The sequence below is a fragment of the Mycobacterium sp. genome (genome assembly GCF_040509115.1).
GTDB lineage: Bacteria > Actinomycetota > Actinomycetes > Mycobacteriales > Mycobacteriaceae > Mycobacterium.
This window is the reverse complement of the sequence record NZ_JBEVLO010000046.1, coordinates 21,815-38,493: the sequence shown is the minus strand read 5'-3', so window position 1 is coordinate 38,493 and position 16,679 is coordinate 21,815. Positions and strand designations below refer to the sequence as shown.

Annotated in this window: 16 protein-coding genes; 12 read left to right on the top strand and 4 right to left on the bottom strand. The window is 68.7% G+C overall.

Features of this window, described 5'->3' with window-relative positions; genetic code table 11:
• From ABW137_RS03885 to ABW137_RS03860, 6 genes are all read left to right on the top strand, one after another.
• Window positions 1-191, top strand: a 191-nt coding sequence (locus tag ABW137_RS03885; protein ID WP_526397067.1) for a hypothetical protein, incomplete at its 5' end; no start/stop codon positions are given.
• A 41-nt stretch (window positions 192-232) separates the two neighbouring features.
• Window positions 233-1,018, top strand: coding sequence for an LLM class F420-dependent oxidoreductase (locus ABW137_RS03880; protein WP_526397065.1), 786 nt, complete (start codon window positions 233-235; stop codon window positions 1,016-1,018).
• Between the two features lie 45 nt (window positions 1,019-1,063).
• Window positions 1,064-1,750, top strand: a complete 687-nt coding sequence (locus ABW137_RS03875) for a GntR family transcriptional regulator (protein ID WP_526397063.1) — start codon at window positions 1,064-1,066, stop codon at window positions 1,748-1,750.
• 108 nt (window positions 1,751-1,858) lie between these two features.
• Window positions 1,859-3,589: an ABC transporter substrate-binding protein/permease gene (locus ABW137_RS03870; protein WP_526397071.1), complete on the top strand. Its 1,731-nt coding sequence runs from the start codon at window positions 1,859-1,861 to the stop codon at window positions 3,587-3,589.
• On the top strand, window positions 3,586-4,356 hold the full coding sequence (locus ABW137_RS03865) for an amino acid ABC transporter ATP-binding protein (protein ID WP_526397061.1): 771 nt from the start codon (window positions 3,586-3,588) through the stop codon (window positions 4,354-4,356). Before ABW137_RS03870 ends, ABW137_RS03865 begins: the two co-directional genes overlap by 4 nt.
• 127 nt (window positions 4,357-4,483) lie before the next feature.
• Window positions 4,484-4,948 carry a MarR family winged helix-turn-helix transcriptional regulator gene (locus tag ABW137_RS03860; protein WP_526397059.1) on the top strand — a complete coding sequence of 155 codons (465 nt, stop codon included), beginning with the start codon at window positions 4,484-4,486 and terminating at the stop codon, window positions 4,946-4,948.
• A gap of 12 nt (window positions 4,949-4,960) precedes the next feature.
• On the opposite strand, the gene ggh is transcribed toward ABW137_RS03860, so the two are convergent.
• Complete coding sequence (ggh, locus tag ABW137_RS03855) at window positions 4,961-6,301, bottom strand: glucosylglycerate hydrolase (RefSeq protein ID WP_526397057.1); 1,341 nt, start codon at window positions 6,299-6,301, stop codon at window positions 4,961-4,963.
• 132 nt (window positions 6,302-6,433) lie between these two features.
• Between ggh and ABW137_RS03850 the strand changes: the two genes are divergently transcribed.
• The gene (locus tag ABW137_RS03850; protein ID WP_526397069.1) at window positions 6,434-7,087 is read left to right on the top strand and encodes an SDR family oxidoreductase; all 654 of its coding nucleotides are present in this window, start codon (window positions 6,434-6,436) and stop codon (window positions 7,085-7,087) included.
• Window positions 7,084-8,802 (top strand): amidase, encoded by a 1,719-nt coding sequence (locus ABW137_RS03845; RefSeq protein ID WP_526397056.1) that lies wholly within the window; start codon window positions 7,084-7,086, stop codon window positions 8,800-8,802. Before ABW137_RS03850 ends, ABW137_RS03845 begins: the two co-directional genes overlap by 4 nt.
• A gap of 106 nt (window positions 8,803-8,908) precedes the next feature.
• On the opposite strand, the gene ABW137_RS03840 is transcribed toward ABW137_RS03845, so the two are convergent.
• The gene (locus ABW137_RS03840; protein WP_526397054.1) at window positions 8,909-11,770 is read right to left on the bottom strand and encodes a leucine--tRNA ligase; all 2,862 of its coding nucleotides are present in this window, start codon (window positions 11,768-11,770) and stop codon (window positions 8,909-8,911) included.
• Window positions 11,771-11,990: 220 nt separating this feature from the next.
• Here ABW137_RS03840 and ABW137_RS03835 point away from each other — a divergent pair, with 220 nt between their 5' ends.
• The gene (locus ABW137_RS03835) at window positions 11,991-12,935 is read left to right on the top strand and encodes an LpqN/LpqT family lipoprotein (protein WP_526397052.1); all 945 of its coding nucleotides are present in this window, start codon (window positions 11,991-11,993) and stop codon (window positions 12,933-12,935) included.
• 42 nt (window positions 12,936-12,977) lie between these two features.
• Window positions 12,978-13,331, top strand: coding sequence for a hypothetical protein (locus ABW137_RS03830; protein ID WP_526397050.1), 354 nt, complete (start codon window positions 12,978-12,980; stop codon window positions 13,329-13,331).
• Between the two features lie 21 nt (window positions 13,332-13,352).
• Here ABW137_RS03830 and ABW137_RS03825 read toward each other — a convergent pair whose 3' ends face one another.
• Entirely contained in the window at window positions 13,353-13,958 is a 606-nt protein-coding gene (locus ABW137_RS03825) for a YqgE/AlgH family protein (RefSeq protein ID WP_526397048.1), read from the bottom strand.
• 132 nt (window positions 13,959-14,090) lie between these two features.
• Between ABW137_RS03825 and ABW137_RS03820 the strand changes: the two genes are divergently transcribed.
• The gene (locus tag ABW137_RS03820; protein WP_526397046.1) at window positions 14,091-15,374 is read left to right on the top strand and encodes an MFS transporter; all 1,284 of its coding nucleotides are present in this window, start codon (window positions 14,091-14,093) and stop codon (window positions 15,372-15,374) included.
• An 11-nt stretch (window positions 15,375-15,385) separates the two neighbouring features.
• Entirely contained in the window at window positions 15,386-16,159 is a 774-nt protein-coding gene (locus ABW137_RS03815) for a TIGR03084 family metal-binding protein (RefSeq protein ID WP_526397044.1), read from the top strand.
• On the opposite strand, the gene ABW137_RS03810 is transcribed toward ABW137_RS03815, so the two are convergent.
• Window positions 16,160-16,672, bottom strand: coding sequence for a pullulanase (locus ABW137_RS03810; protein ID WP_526397042.1), 513 nt, complete (start codon window positions 16,670-16,672; stop codon window positions 16,160-16,162). It lies immediately after the preceding gene.
• Window positions 16,673-16,679 lie beyond the last annotated feature (7 nt).

Sequence of the window (16,679 nt, the reverse complement as noted above, 5' to 3'; positions counted from 1 at the left end):
TGCCACTGGGTGCCGAGACGTGCGGGCCGGTCGTCACCGACGACCTCGTCACGGTCTGCGTGCAGCACCCCGGTGAAGGTGACGAGAACAGCATCGACGCCCCCCTGTCGCGCTGGCCCGAGGGCGGCAACGGCACGGCACGGCCGTCGGTGGTAGCGGTGTGGAAGACCGGCGGCAACATCGGCGTGTAGTCACCCGCAGACGGTTTCCGCGAGAGGCATAACGTGGAGCCATGACCTTTCCCACCCGCATCGGCGTCCAACTGCAACCGCAACACTCGCCGAACTACGGCCACCTCCGCGACGCGGTCCTGCGCTGCGAAGACCTCGGCGTCGACGTCGCCTTCAACTGGGATCACTTCTACCCGCTGTACGGCGATCCCGACGGCGCGCACTACGAGTGCTGGACCATGCTCGGCGCGTGGGCCGAACAGACCTCACGCCTGGAGATCGGCGCCCTGGTGACCTGCAACTCCTACCGGAACCCCGAGTTGCTCGCCGACATGGCCCGCACCGTCGACAACATCTCCGACGGCAGGCTGATCCTCGGCATCGGCTCGGGCTGGAAGGAGAAGGACTACGACGAGTACGGCTACGACTTCGGCACCGTCGGCAGCCGGCTCGACGACCTTGCCGCAGCCATGCCGCGCATCACCTCCCGACTCGGCAAGCTGAATCCCGCACCCGTGCGCGACATCCCGATCCTGATCGGCGGGCAGGGCGAACGCAAGACGCTGCGACTGGTCGCCGAGTACGCCCACATGTGGCACGGATTCACCACCGTCGACACCTATCCCGGCAAGGCCGAGGTGCTCGACAGGCACTGCGCAGAACTCGGCCGCGACGCCTCGACCATCGAGCGATCGGCGGGCGTCAGTGGCGAGGGTGACGCGTTGCTCGCCGACGCCGAGGCGCTCGTCGGGCTGGGCGTCAGCCTGCTCACCGTCGGCGTCAACGGCCCCGACTACGACCTGAGCGCCGCCGAGGCGCTGTGCCGCTGGCGGGACGAACGAGCCTGACCGGACACGTCCCATCGGCCGGTAACACGAGAAGCTGACCGCGCCATGCCCAAGAAGTACGGGACGAAAGAGAAGGACCAGGTGATCTCACACATCGTGAGCCTGATCCTCACCGGCAAGCTCCGCACCGGAGATCGGTTGGACCGCAACGAGATTGCCGAGCAAGTCGGGCTGAGCCGCGCTCCCGTTCAGGAAGCGGTGTTTCAGCTCGAACACGACGGCGTGCTCACCACGCGATACCACCGCGGCGCCTACGTGGAACGCTTCGACCGCGACACGCTGCTCGAACACCACGAGCTGTACGGGGTGCTCAACGGCATCGCCTCCGCTCGCGCGGCCACCCGTCCGACCCCGGATCTGCTGAACCAACTCGACGCGCACCTCGAGGCGCTCGAAGCGGGCCGGGACTCCCGCGCATTCCACCAGACGGCGCTCAAGTACCGCCGCACCGTCAACGACGGGTACGCGGGACCTCGGCTGCGGGCGGCGATCCGCGCGTCGACGACGTTCATGCCGCGCACGTTCTGGCACACCCACGCCGGCAACCACGACGACCTCATCGCCTTCTACCGGGCCGAGACGGGAGCCATCCACGCCGGCGATCCGGAAGCGGCCCGCGCCGCCTGCGTCGGGAGGGCCGACGTCATGGGCCGGACCATGCTGGCAGAGCTCGTCCGGCGGCGGGTGCTGGACCCCCCGGCAACCGATACCACACCCCCGGTTGCGCTCTAGGTGAGTGCAACCCCCCGCCGGGAAAGCCGCGGACGTTAGGTTTCGATGATGACCTGCGCGCGAATGTACAAGGGTGTCGTCGTCGTCCTGGCCGCTCTGCTGGTCGCCATGATGGGGCTCGCGCCGACGGCGAGCGCCGATCAGTGCGCCCCGCCCGGCGTCGACAGCGCCAGCGCGCTGCCCACCAACCTGGCGGCGGCGGCCAAGGGCCCCGAAGAGGACAAGTACACGACCCCGAACGTCGAGCCGCTCGACGCGGTGCGGCCGGACACGCTGGGCCTCGGCACTCCCGGCGTCCTCACGGTCGGCACCCTGTCCGACGCCCCGCCGAGCATCTGCATCGATGCCGCAGGCCAGTTCACCGGGTTCGACAACGAGTTGCTGCGCGCCGTCGCCGACAAGCTCGGGCTGCAGGTCAACTTCGTCGGGACCGACTTCTCCGGCCTGCTCGCCCAGGTGGCGTCGCGCCGCTTCGACGTCGGCTCGTCATCGATCACCACCACCGACGCGCGGCGCCAGACCGTCGGATTCACCAATGGCTATGACTTCGGCTACTTCTCGTTGGTGGTGCCCACCGGGTCGGCCATCACCGGATTCGACAAGCTCGCGGCCGGACAGCGGATCGGTGTCGTGCAGGGCACCGTCCAGGAGGCCTACGTCGTCGACACCCTCGGTCTGGATCCGGTGAAGTTCCCCGATTACAACACCGTGTACGCGAGCCTCAAGACCCGGCAGATCGACGCCTGGGTGGCACCGTCGCAGCAGGCCGTTGGCACCGTCCAAACCGGCGATCCCGCCGAGATCGTCGAGAACACGTTCAGCTTGGACAACTTCGTCGCCTACGCGGTGGCCAAGGAGAACAAGCCGCTGATCGACGCGCTCAACTCCGGGTTGGACGCCGTCATCGCCGACGGCACCTGGGCGAAGCTGTACGCCGACTGGGTGCCCCGCGCACTTCCGCCCGGCTGGAAGCCCGGCTCGAAGGCGGCCCCGCCGCCCCAGCTGCCGGACTTCGCTGCGATCGCCGCGAACAAGGCCCCCGAGGCCGACGCGGGAACCGGCTCCGCACCCAAATCGACACTGTCCCAGCTCAAGGACTCGTTCCTCGACTGGAACCTCTACAAGCAGGCGATCCCCGATCTGTTCAAGACGGGTCTACCCAACACGCTGATCCTCACGTTCGCGGCAAGCGTCATCGGACTGGTCCTCGGCATGGTGCTCGCGGTAGCGGGCATCTCCCGCTCGCGGTGGCTAAGGTGGCCCGCACGCGTTTACACCGACGTGTTCCGCGGTCTGCCGGAAGTCGTCGTCATCCTCGTCATCGGACTCGGCGTCGGACCCGTCGTGGGCGGACTGACGGGCAACAATCCGTATCCCCTCGGCATCGCCGCACTCGGCCTGATGGCGGGGGCCTACATCGGCGAGATCTTCCGGTCCGGCATCCAGAGCGTCGAAGCCGGCCAGATGGAGGCGTCGCGCGCGCTGGGCTTCGGCTACTCCGCCTCGATGCGTCTGGTCGTTGTCCCACAAGGCATCCGGCGCGTGCTGCCAGCCCTGGTCAACCAGTTCATCTCGCTGCTCAAGGCGTCGTCGCTGGTGTACTTCCTGGGGTTGATCGCCAGCCAACGCGAGCTGTTCCAGGTGGGCCGCGACCTCAACGCCCAGACCGGCAACCTGTCGCCGCTGGTCGCCGCCGGACTCTTCTACCTGGCCCTCACCATCCCACTGACCCACCTGGTCAACTACATCGACGACCGGTTGCGCCGCGGGCGCGCCCAGACCGAGCCCGACGATCCGCTCGACCCCACCAGCACCGCCAAGATCGAGGAGATGGCGTGACCACCACGACGTCCGACAAGGCCCCCGACCGTATCCAGTTCGAGCCGGTCTCCCTGGCAGCGAACGACATTCACCTGACCCTCGGTAACAATCACGTCTTGCGGGGCGTCGACATCGACGTGCCAGCGGGCACCACCGCCGCGGTGATCGGCCCGTCGGGATCCGGCAAGTCGACCCTGCTGCGCACCTTGAACAGACTGTACGAACCCGGACGCGGCGACATCCTGCTCGACGGCAAGTCCGTCCTCAAGGACGACCCCGACGGTCTGCGGCAGCGGATCGGCATGGTGTTCCAGCAGTTCAACCTGTTCCCGCACAAGACCGTCCTCGACAACGTCACCCTCGGACCGCGCAAGCTCAAGAAACTGGGCAACGACGCGGCGCGCGAACTCGGCCTGGCGCAATTGGAGCGAGTCGGGTTGCGGCACAAGGCCGATGCGCGGCCGTCGACGCTGTCGGGCGGGCAGCAGCAGCGCGTCGCCATCGCCAGGGCGCTGGCCATGGCGCCTCAGGTGATGTTCTTCGACGAGGCGACCTCGGCTCTGGACCCCGAATTGGTCAAGGGCATCCTGGCGCTCATCGCCGACCTCGGCGACGACGGCATGACGATGGTGGTCGTCACCCACGAGATGGGATTCGCCCGCTCTGCGGCCGACGCCGTGGTGTTCATGGACCACGGGAAGGTGATCGAATCCGGCGCGCCGGAACGGCTTTTCGAGGACGCCGAGACCGACCGACTCCGCCAGTTCCTCTCCCAGGTGCTGTGATCGGTCCACGCCGCCCGCACTAGGCAACCTGATGGCGTCGACGGTCAGGTGCGGATGGCCGCCAGTTCAGCCGGAAACACCGCATCGAGGCCTTCTGACAGGCCATGACAGGTTAGACTAGCGAATTATGGTCGAGACCGAACCGCAGGTCACTGAGCTGGCCGGGGAGCTACAGCAGGTGCTTTCCAAGCTGTTCTCCGTGCTGCGCCGCGGGGACTCCAGCACCCGCAACGCACCCGAGGGTGGGGCCGATCTCACCTTGGCCCAACTCTCCATCCTGCTAACGCTGCTCGACCTCGGACCCATCCGCATGACGGAACTCGCCGCCCACGAACGCGTCCGCACACCCACGACCACCGTCGCCATCCGCCGACTCGAGAAACTGGGCCTGGTCAAGCGGTCGCGCGACCCCTCCGACCTGCGCGCCGTCCTTGTCGACGTGACGCCCCGCGGGCTGGTCCAGCACCGCGAGGCATTGGCCACCCGTCGCGCCTCCCTTGCCCGAATGCTGAGCAACCTCAGCGAAGACGAGCGCGAGACCCTGGCCAATGCGTTGGCCCCCCTGGCCAGACTGGCCGAACAGGGTAGCTAGCCAGCCGGACTGCTAGCCCAGCCAATCCAATACCGCCGCAGCGGTCCACGACTGCTGCATGCTGCCCAACGGCTCACCGGTGAACGGTTCGTAGTACTCCGCAAACGTGCCGTCACTGGCCTGGCGCAGCCCCTCACGTCTCAGCCCCCCCGACCGCTCGGCCCAGCCGCGACGCGCGAAGCACCAGGAGAACAGCCACGTCACCACCGGCCACACCGGTCCGCGCCAGTACTCGCGGGCCCGGAAGTCCCGCGAGACCGGTGACGTCGAAGGGATCAGCGAATACTTCAAGTCGGGATGCCCACAGAAGCGGGGCCCCTCGAACAGCCGCAACAGTGCCCGCTCCCGGTCGTGTGACAGCCCGCCACACATCAGTGGAGCGAACTGCGCCACCGTCTCGGTGGCGATCCACTTCTTCGCGCGCAGATCGTAATCCCTTGCCGCACCAGTACGTTCGTCGGTCGAATCGACCACGCCCCGACGGAAGCGCTCGGCCCACGCGTACAAGTCGCGGACGTCGGCATGCGGACGCTTGTAGTCCTCCCCGATTTCGGCGAGCACGGTGCAGGCCACCGAGAGGATCGCCGAGACGAAGACGTCCTCGACGGCGAAGCTCATCACCTTGGGCAACAGCAGATCGTCGTAGTTGACCGACTTCATCTCCTCGACCAGCCACATGTAGCGGTCGTACTCGAGATCCGACGGCCGCTGCGTGGCATCCGTGTTGATCTTGTTGTCCTCGCGCTGGTACTCCGGCACCTCACCGGGAATCACGTTGGAGTAGGCGGCATCCCATCGCGGCGAGTTGTCCATGCCGGACTCCCAGCCGTGATACATGGTGACCCGCCCGCGCGATTCGGGATCCCTGGCCTCGGCCAGCCACCGATGCCAACGGACCAGATCCTCCCAGCGCCGATCGAGGAACGCCTCGGCCACCGCGCGGGTGGACCGGCCCCTGGTCCTGGCGTGGTCGAGGATGCGCTGGACGGCGATCGCATGGACCGGCGGCTGCGTGATGCCTGACGTATGGCGGGTGCGCGGCGCATTGGCCGCCAGCGCCGAGGTGGCCCACCGCGCAGGTCCCGGGAAGTATCCGTCGACACCGTTGGCGAACACGATGTGCGGGATCATGCCGTTGGCCCATTGCGCCGACAGCAGAGTGTCCAGCTCGACGACTGCCCGCTCGACGCTCAGCGGAGCGAGTCCGATCGACACGAACGCCGCATCCCAACTCCACATGTGCGGGTACAGCAGCGGAGCCGCGGTGGTCATCACGCCGAGGTCGTTGCCGCGCAGCAGATAGGCGGCGCGGGCCGCCAGTTGGGTGGGCGCGAAGCTGGAATCGGGAGCCATCGGTTCAATGATGCGGGGTCGGCGGCAAGCGCGCAGGTCGGTAGGGTCCCCCGAGTGCCCTCCGATCAGCGCTCGCCCGACGAGAACACCCCTGCTGCGGCGATGAACGATCGCGCGAAGACCAAGTCAGCGATGATCACGGGCGCTGCCGGCGGCCTCGGCTCGGCCATCGCCGAAGCGCTGGCACCCACCCACACGCTGCTCCTGGCAGGCAGGCCGTCGGACCGGCTCGACGCGCTCGCCGCGCGCCTCGGCGCGCCCACCTGGCCGCTCGACCTGACCGACGCCGATTCGATCGAAGCCTCCGCAGAAGTGCTGTCCGAGCTCGACGTGCTGGTCCACAACGCCGGGGTCTCCTACCCGGGCCGGGTTGCCGAATCAAGCGCGGAGGAGTGGCGCGCCACCATGGAGGTCAACGTGGTCGGCGCCGTGGCGCTGACGCTGGCGCTGCTGCCCGCGCTGCGAGCCGCGAAGGGTCACGTGATCTTCATCAACTCCGGAGCAGGCATCAAGGCGTCCCCCGGACTGGCGTCCTACTCGGCGAGCAAGTTCGCGTTGCGCGGGTTCGCCGATGCGCTGCGAAGCGACGAACCCGAGCTACGCGTCACCTCGGTGCACCCAGGGCGGATCGACACCGAGATGCAGCGGGACCTGATCGCCTACGAGGAGCGCGAGTACGTTCCCGAACAGTTCCTGTCGCCGCAGACGGTGGCGACGGTCGTGGCGCAGGCGGTGGCCACACCTACCGACGCCCACGTGCACGAGATCGTCGTGCGACCGCGATGACGGCGGCGGTCGAGGTCCACGAGGCCTCCATCGCCGAGCTCCGCGCCGCCCTCGAGGGTGGTCGGATCACCGCGGTGGGTCTTCTCGAGGCCTACCTGGACCGCATCGCGGCCTACGACGGTGAGCTCAACGCCGTCGTGGTGCCCAACCCCGACGCGCGCGCCGACGCGAGGGCCTCCGACGAACGCCGGACGGCAGGCGCGACGTACGGGCCGCTCGACGGAATTCCCTACACCGTCAAGGACAGCTACCAGGCCCGCGGACTGACCGTCGCGGCGGGGAGCCCGGCGTTCGCCGGTCTCGTCGCCCAGCGCGATTCCTACGTGGTCGAGCGCTTGCGCGCGGCGGGTGCCGTCCTGATCGGGCTGACCAACATGCCGCCGATGGCCAACGGTGGCATGCAACGCGGTGTCTACGGGAGGGCCGAAAGCCCTTACCACGCCGCCTATCTCACGGCGCCGTTCGGTTCGGGGTCGTCGAACGGCTCAGGCACTGCCACCGCTGCGTCGTTCTGCGCGTTCGGAATTGGCGAGGAGACCTGGTCGTCGGGCCGGGGACCCGCCTCCAACAATGCGCTGTGCGCCTACACGCCGTCCCGTGGCGTCATCTCCACCCGGGGCGGCTGGCCGCTGGTGCCGACCATGGACGTCGTTGTGCCGCATACCCGTTCGATGACCGATTTGCTCGAGGTCCTCGACGTGCTCGTCGCAGACGATCCCGATGCACGCGGAGACTTCTGGCGCGCGCAACCGTGGGTGGCCATTCCCCGCGTCGACGAGATCCGGCCGCCGTCCTACCTCTCGGCGGCCGTCACCGACGCCGACCACGCCAGGCGCGAGCTCACCGGGCGGCGCTTCGGCGTCCCGCGAATGTACTTCAATGCGGACGAGCAAGCGGGTGTCGGAGCCACCGGCATCGGCGGGCCGACGGGTCGACGGATCGAGACCCGGCCGTCGGTGGTGGACCTGTTCGACGCCGTTCGCCGCGACCTGCTCGCCGCGGGTGCCGAGGTGATCGAGGTGGACTTCCCCGTCGTCACCAACTACGAGGGCGACCGGGCGGGCGCGCCGACCATCTCCACCCGCGGGCTGGTCAGCCCGGAGTTCCTCCGTCGCGAGATCGTCGATCTCTCGGCGTGGGCGTGGGACGACTTTCTGGCCGCCAACGGCGATCCCGCCCTGAACCGGCTCGCCGACGTCGACGGGAGCACCATCTTCCCGCATCCCGTCGGCGCGCTGCCGGACCGCTACGACGGCTTCGACGACGACATCGCGGAGTACCCGGGGTTCATCCGCGACAACCCGATCAGCTCCTTCCTCGCCATCTCGACCATTCCCGAGGGTGTGCACGCACTGGAGCGCACCCGCAAGGTCGACCTCGAAGACTGGATGGACGCGCTGCGACTCGACGCGGTCGTCTTCCCGGCGGTCGCCGACGTCGGGCCCGCCGACATGGACGTGAACCCGGCGTCCGCTGATCTCGGCTGGCGCAACGGCGTATGGGTGGCCAACGGCAACCTCGCCATCCGGCATCTCGGCATCCCCACCGTCACGGTGCCGATGGGCGCGATGGCCGACATCGGGATGCCGGTGGGGCTGACGTTCGCGGGTCGGGCCTACGACGACGTGGCGCTGCTGCGGTACGCGGCTGCGCTGGAGGCCACCGGTGACCGGCGCACGTCTCCGCCGCGCACGCCGCCGCTGTCCGGGATCTAGCCGGGGCGGCGGCTGTCGGGGTGCGTCGACCGCGATTTGGGCGCGTTTGCGTTCGCGGCGCGACAGTTTCCGCGCCGAAATCACTCGGGCGACCCCAGGTGTGGCCTCAGATGACGATGTTGACCAGCCTGCCCGCGACCACGATGACCTTCCGCGGCGCGGCGCCAGCCATGAACGCAGCGACCTTCTCGTCGGCCAGCGCGGCGGACTCGAGCGCGTCGGCGTCGGCGTCGGCCGCGACGGTGATGTGACCACGCACCTTGCCGTTCACCTGCACCGGATACTCGACGGTGTCCTCGACCAGGTACGCCGGTTCGGCCACCGGGAACGGCCCGTGCGCCAGGGGCGTGTCGTGACCCAGGCGCCGCCACAGCTCCTCGGCCAGATGCGGCGCCAACGGCGCGACCATCAGCACCAGCGGTTCCACCGCGGCCCGCGCCGTGACGTCCGCCTTGGTCAGGTGGTTGGTGTACTCGATCAGCTTGGCCGCTGCGGTGTTGTTGCGAAGCGCCGCATAGTCTTCGGCGACCCCAGCGATCGTCTTGTGCAACTGCCGCAACGTCTCCTCGGACACCTGCTCGTGGTCGGCGACCCGCTCGGCGCCGGTGTTCTCGTCGACGACGACCCGCCAGACCCGTTGCAAGAACCGATAGGCCCCAACCACGTCCTTGGTGGCCCACGGCCGCGAGGCCTCGAGCGGGCCCATCGACATCTCGTACACGCGCAGCGTGTCGGCGCCGTACTCCTGGCAGATCTCGTCCGGTGAGACCGAGTTCTTCAGGCTCTTGCCGATCTTGCCGAACTCGCGATTGACCTCCGAGTCCTGATACCAGAACTTCCCGTCGCGCTCCACCACCTCCGCGGCGGGCACGTAGGACCCCCGAGAATCCGTATAGGCGAACGCCTGGATGTAGCCCTGGTTCACCAGGCGGCGGTACGGCTCCCGCGACGTCACGTGGCCCAAGTCGTAGAGCACCTTGTGCCAGAACCTCGAATAGAGCAGGTGCAGCACCGCATGCTCGACGCCGCCGACGTAGAGGTCGACGCCGCCGGGGTCCCTCGGCCCGTGCTCGGCCGGTCGCGGACCCATCCAGTACGCCTCGTTCTCCTTGGCGCAGAACGTCTCCGAGTTGTGCGGGTCGGCATAACGCAGCTCGTACCAGGAGCTGCCCGCCCACTGGGGCATGACGTTGGTGTCGCGGGTGTATGGCTGCAACCCGTCGCCGAGATCGAGGTCGACGTGCACCCATTCGGTGGCCTTGCCCAACGGGGGCGACGGCTCGCTGTCGGCGTCGTCGGGATCGAACTGCACCGGCGCGTAGTCCGGGACGTCCGGCAACTCGACGGGCAACGCCGACTCCGGCAAGCCGTGGGCACGACCGTCGGCGTCGTAGACGATCGGGAACGGCTCACCCCAGTACCGCTGGCGGGCGAACAACCAGTCCCGCAGCTTGTACTCGATGCGCGACCGGCCCCGCCCGTCGGCCTCCAGACGGGTGATGATCGCCTCCTTCGCCGAGGCCACGCTCAACCCGTCCAGCTCGCCGGAGTTCACCAGAACACCGTCACCGTTGTAGGCGGCCTTTGACACGTCGCCGCCCGACACCACCTCGATGATCGGCAGCCCGAAGGCCGTGGCGAACTCCCAGTCCCTCTGGTCACCGCTGGGCACCGCCATGATCGCGCCGGTGCCGTAGCCGGCCAGCACGTAGTCGGCGATGAAGACCGGGATGCGCTGGCCGTTGACCGGATTCGTGGCGTACGCGCCGATGAACACGCCCGTCTTGGACTTGTTCTCCTGACGCTCCAGGTCGGACTTCGCCGCGATGGTCGCCCGGTACGCGGCGACCGCCTCGGCGGGGGTGGCGCTGCCGTAGGTCCACCGCGGGTCGGTGCCCTCGGGCCAGGCTGAGCCTTCCCCGTCGCCCCGGGCCCCGATCAGCGCGTCGACCAGCTCGTGCTCGGGTGCCAGCACCATGTAGGTCGCGCCGTAGAGGGTGTCGGGCCGGGTGGTGAACACCTCGATGTCGCCGACGTCGGTCGCGAACCGCACCTCGGCGCCGGTGGACCTGCCGATCCAATTGCGCTGCATGGCCTTGACCTTGTCCGGCCAGTCCAGGTCGTCCAGGTCGTCGAGCAGCCGGTCCGAATAAGCGGTGATGCGCATCATCCACTGCCGCAACCGCTTCCGGAACACCGGGAAGTTGCCCCTGTCACTTCGGCCGTCGGAGGTGACCTCTTCGTTGGCGAGGACCGTGCCAAGCCCTGGGCACCAGTTCACGACGGAGTCGGCGCGGTAGACCAGCCGATGGGAGTCGACGACGTCCGCCCGCTCCCCCTCCGACAGCGTCGACCAGTCACCGCCCTCCGGCGTGCGCACCCCCGCTTCGAACTCCGCGATCAGCTCGCCGATGGGGCGGGCCTTGTTGGCCTCCTGGTCGAACCACGAGTTGAAGATCTGCAGGAAGATCCACTGCGTCCACTTGTAGAAGTCGGTGTCGGTGGTGGCGAAGCTGCGGCGGGCGTCGTGACCGAGGCCAAGCCTGCCCAACTGCCTGCGGAAGTTGACGATGTTGGCCTCGGTGCGGGTGCGCGGATGCGTGCCCGTCTGCACGGCGTACTGTTCGGCAGGCAGACCGAACGCGTCGAAACCCAAGGCGTGCAAGACATTGCGGCCAGTCATTCGGAAGTAGCGGGCGTAGACATCGGTGGCGATGTAGCCGAGGGGATGGCCGACGTGAAGTCCGTCGCCCGACGGGTACGGGAACATGTCCTGGACGAACATCTTGTCGGCGGGCACGGCAGCACCGTCGGAAGGCGCAAGCGATCCGACCGGGTTTGGCACGTGGAACGTCCCGAGCCGCGCCCACGTCTCCTGCCAGTCGCGTTCGATCTCCCCGGCCAGCTCCGCCGTGTAGCGGTGCTGCGGGGAGCCCGAAGAGACCAGGTCACCATCCGCTTGAGTCACGTGAACAGGGTAGACAACGCGCTCACCCGGGATCTCATCGCAGGCTGCGGCACGGTGACAGGGCACGGCTTGGTATCGGTTCCGTTGCGGAGCGGTCAGGGCATGGTTGCAGCTCGATACCGGCTGTGGTCGGCCGCCGTGCTGCGTGGATACAGTCAGCGCCTGGCCGTGGTGCACGTGCCCGAACCGATCCAGAATCACCCGGAAGGACCGCAGTCAGATGCTCGAGAATGCCCGTCGTTGGGGACTTCTGGCGGGAGGATTCGCCGCAGGAGCGGCCTGCATCCTTGGGCTCGCGGGAACCACCGCTTCGGCCGAACCCACCGTCCCGCTGCCGTCCATCCCCGCCCCGGCGACGGTGACGCAGACCGTCACCGTGCAGGCCGCCGCACCGGCCGCACCGGCCGCGCTCCCCGGTCAGATCGCTGCCACGCCCGCCGTCGCAGGCGCCGTGCAAGGTCCCGGACTCCCCGCCGCCGCACCGGTCGCCGCACCCGTGCCCGCCGTCCCGACGATCGTGCCAGCCACGTCGGGGACCATCGCCGACTTCTTCCGCGAGAAGAACGTCGCCATGGAGCCACAGAAGGCCACCGACTTCAAGGCGCTGAACATCGTCCTGCCCATGCCGACGGGCTGGGCCCAAATACCCGACCCGAACGTTCCCGACGCGTTCGCGGTGATCGCCGACCGCGTTGGCGGCGACGGCCTGTACACCTCCAACGCCGCAGTCCAGGTCTACAAGCTGGTGGGTGACTTCGACCCCAAGGAAGCCATCAGCCACGGGCTCATCGACAGCCAGCAGCTGGCCGCGTGGCGGGCCACCGACGGATCGTTCGCCGACTTCGGGGGCATGCCGTCGTCGAACATCGAGGGCACCTACCGGCAGAACAACATGACGTTGAACACCTCGCGGCGTCACGTCATCGCCACCTCGGGGCCCGACAGGTACCTGGTGTCACTGTCGGTGACCACCAGCGCCCAGGTCTCCGTCGCCGCGGGCACCGCCACCGACGCCATCGTCAACGGATTCCGGGTCGGTTCACCCGACGCGCCCGCAGCGGCACCTCCAGTACCGGCGGCACCGGCGGCGCCCTCCCTGTCCGTCGCACCGGCGAATCCCGCCACCCTGCCCGGTGCTCCTCAGGCGCTCGGGCTGCCGAGCTAGCCCCGGCCCAGCCCGCGTCGACCGGCCTCGTATTCTGTGGCGATGATGATCGCCGCGGTGGTGTGTCTCTGCGCGGCAGTGCTGACCGCTGCGACGGGACTGTGGTCCATGACCCGTCCCGCCGCCGCCGACCCCGTGCGGCAGGTTCTGCGTGCGGTGGTCCCCACCCAGTTGGCGGCGTCGGTGATGCTGGCCGCCGGTGGTGCGGTCGCGCTCGCGGCGCCTCCACACGCAGGGGTGCTCGCGCTCATCGTGTGCGTCGTCGGAGCCGTTGGCACCGTTTCCGCGGGCTGCTATCAGAGCGCCAAGGGGGTGGCCCAGCGCGAAGCCGCTACCGAGGCGACGAGCGCGGGCTGCGAGGGCGTCTGCGCGTCGTGCACCCTCTCTTGTCGCTGATTCCGTTGCAGCACAACGGAATTAGTTCCGGTTGACGTCGATCGGATGCGTGGCGAGCAGGGACAACGGCAGCGGCTGACGACGCAGTACTCGCGACCACAGGTCCACCCGCGGCTCCACCAGAACGTCGGACGGCAACGCCGACAACACGATCCAGTCGTCGCGTTCGATCTCACCGTCGAGCTGCCCGATGGTCCACCCCGAGTACCCGGCGTAGATCCGCACCCCCTCCACCGCGGGAGCGATCGAATCTGGGTCGGCGTCGAGGTCCACCATCACGATCCGACCCTGCACGTGGCGCAACCCCGGCACGTCGTTGGGCTCCAACCCGGCGCGCAGCGTCGCCAGACAAAGCGCCGCGTCCCGCTTGACCGGACCGCCCACGAACATCGTCTTCGGCTTGGTGGCAAGTTTCGCCCACTGCGGAAGGACGTTGTAGACGGCGGTTTCGCTGGGCCGGTTCAGCACCACACCGAGCGTGCCGCCGTCGTTGTGCTCGACGATGTAGATCACGCTGCGGCGAAAGGTGGGCTCGAGCAGATCGGTGTTGGCGAGCAGCAACGTTCCCGCGCGCACACGGTGCGTTGCGGGAGCGACGTGATCCTCCGGATCCTCTGACTGCGCCACCCGTCCATCATGTCACCAGCGTGTCGTCCTGGTGGCGAACGGGCACGGCCATGCCGGGTTGTTTCGCGAATCTTTGTAGTGTTGATTCGTCGCCACTCGGCGCCAACGACGACCACCGACATCGGATGACATTTGACCCCGCCTCACAAACGCTTCGTCCTGTGGCGGGCGGTGCAAGCGTTGCCCGAATTCCGCAGGCTCTTGGAACTTCGCGCGGTCAGCTCGTTCGGCGACGGCTTGTTCCAGGGCGGCCTGGTGGGCGCACTGCTGTTCAACCCCGAGCGCGCAACGAACCCCTGGCAGATCGCCGGGCAGTTCGCCGCGCTGTACCTCCCGTACTCGCTACTCGGTCCGTTCGCGGGCGCGCTGCTCGATCGGTGGGACCGGCGGTCGGTGCTCATCGTCGCCAACATCGGGCGAGCGCTGATGATGGTCGTGGTGGCGCTGCTCCTCGGGTTCCGCGCCAACGACTGGTGGATCCTGCTCGGCGCGCTGGTCGTCAATGGCTTCACCCGGTTCGTCACCTCCGGCATGTCCGCAGCGCTACCGCACGTGGTGCCTCGGCAACAGGTCGTGACGATGAACTCGGTGGCGACCGCCGTCAGTGCGGCATTCCTGTTCGTCGGTGCGATCTCCATGCTGGTGCCGCGCTGGTTGTTCGGTGCAGGCAACGCCGGTTCCGCCGCCGCGATCTTCATCGCATCGGCGCCCGTCGCCCTGGCGTGGTACCTGTCCGTGCGCTTCGCCCCGCACGTGCTCGGCCCCGACGATTCCGCGCGCGCGGTCCACGGATCCGTCGTCTACGCGGTGGCCACCGGTTGGCGATACGGCATCCGGACGGCGATCGCCGTGTCCAGTGTGGCCGCCACCATGTCCGGCATCGTCGCGCACCGCATGGCGTTCGGCATCAACACACTGCTGGTGTTGGTCATCGCACGCCACACCGGTTCCGTCAGCGTCGCAGGCTTCGGCGTGGTCGTGGTGTTCGGTTCCGTCGCCGGACTGGGGTCGTTCTTGGCGAACTTCCTCACCCCCGTCGCGGTCCGCCGATGGTCTCGGTACGCCACGGCCAACGTCGCCCTCGCCGCGTCGGCGGCAATCCAACTCGGCGCGGTCGGACTGCAGTTGCCGGTCATGATCGCGTGCGGATTCCTACTGGGCGCCGCGGGGCAGGTCGTGAAGCTGTGCGGCGACTCGGCGATGCAACTCGACGTCGACGACGCACTTCGCGGTCACGTCTTCACCGTCCAGGACGCGCTGTTCTGGGTGGCGTTCGTCGCATCGATCACGTTGTCCGCGTCCGTCATCCCCGTCGACGGGCACTCACCCGCGTTGGTCATCGCCGGCGCGCTGGTCTACGTCTGCGGGCTCGCCGCGCACGCCGCGATCGGCAGGGACGCCAAGCAGGCAGGCTAGTGTGTGACGCCATGGCTGGAGCCGACGAATTCGTCGCCGACCTGCGCACCGAGAGCGACGTTCTCGACGCGCTCGTCGCCGATCTGGACGACGCGGGCTGGCGCACCGAGACGCCTGCGCCCGGCTGGACCATCGCGCACCAGATCGCGCACCTCTGGTGGACCGACCGCGTCTCGGTCGTCGCCATCACCGACGAGGCGGCCTTCGCCGACGTCCTGACCGAGGCCGCGACCAACCCGACCGGCTTCGTCGACGAGGGCGCGGAGAGGCTCGCCGCCACCCCACCCGGCGAGCTGCTCGCCCAGTGGCGCAGCACCAGGGCCCGGCTGCACGACGAACTCCTCGACGTCGCCAGCGGACGCAAGATCCCGTGGTTCGGCCCGCCCATGAGCGCGTCGTCGATGGCCACCGCCCGCCTCATGGAGACCTGGGCCCACGGCCTCGACGTCGCCGACACGCTCGGCGTGCGCAGGCAGCCGACCGCGCGGCTGCGCTCGATCGCCCACATCGGCGTGCGCACCAGAGACTTCGCGTTCGCGGTGCACGGCCTGCCGCCTCCCGCCGACCCGTTCCTCGTCGAGCTCATCGCACCCGACGGCTCGACCTGGTCATGGGGCCCCGCCGACGCAGCCCAACGGGTCACCGGATCGGCAGAGGACTTCTGCCTGCTGGTAACCCAGCGGCGGCCGCGCGCCGAACTCGACGTGACCGCCGTGGGACCCGACGCCAAGAAGTGGTTGACGATCGCCCAGGCGTTCGCCGGGCCGCCCGGGCCTGGCCGCTAGCTACAGCTGGGTCGCCGCGTCGGCCGTGCCGTCGCCGTCCGGGTCGGACAGCTTCACGTCCCACCGCCCGTCACCGTCGGCATCGACGTACGCCTCGCTGCCGGTCTCGGACCCAACGAACAGCCGATCGGCGAGCCCGTCGCGGGTGGTGTCCAGCAGGCGGTCGTCGGCTTCCCCGTCGCCGTCGAAGTCGACCAGTGGTCCCCCCGTCAGCTCGATGCCGTCCAAGCCGAACCAGCGGAGCTGCCCGCCCCTGCCCCCGGCGTCGACCGCCCAGGTGCCAGAGCCGTCGTCGGTGAACGTCGCCTCGGCCGTCCCGTCGTCGTCGAGATCGAGGACCAGGTGATCGGCGTGCCCATCGCCATCGAAGTCCGCCAACGCGTCGTCGATCAGCCCGTCGCCGTCGAAGTCCAGCCCGATCGCGTCGAACTCACCATCCCCGTCCAGGTCGACGTCCATCTCGGCCGACCAGATCGCCGCCGACCCGTCGCCATCGCCCAAGCAGTAATCCACGTCCCAC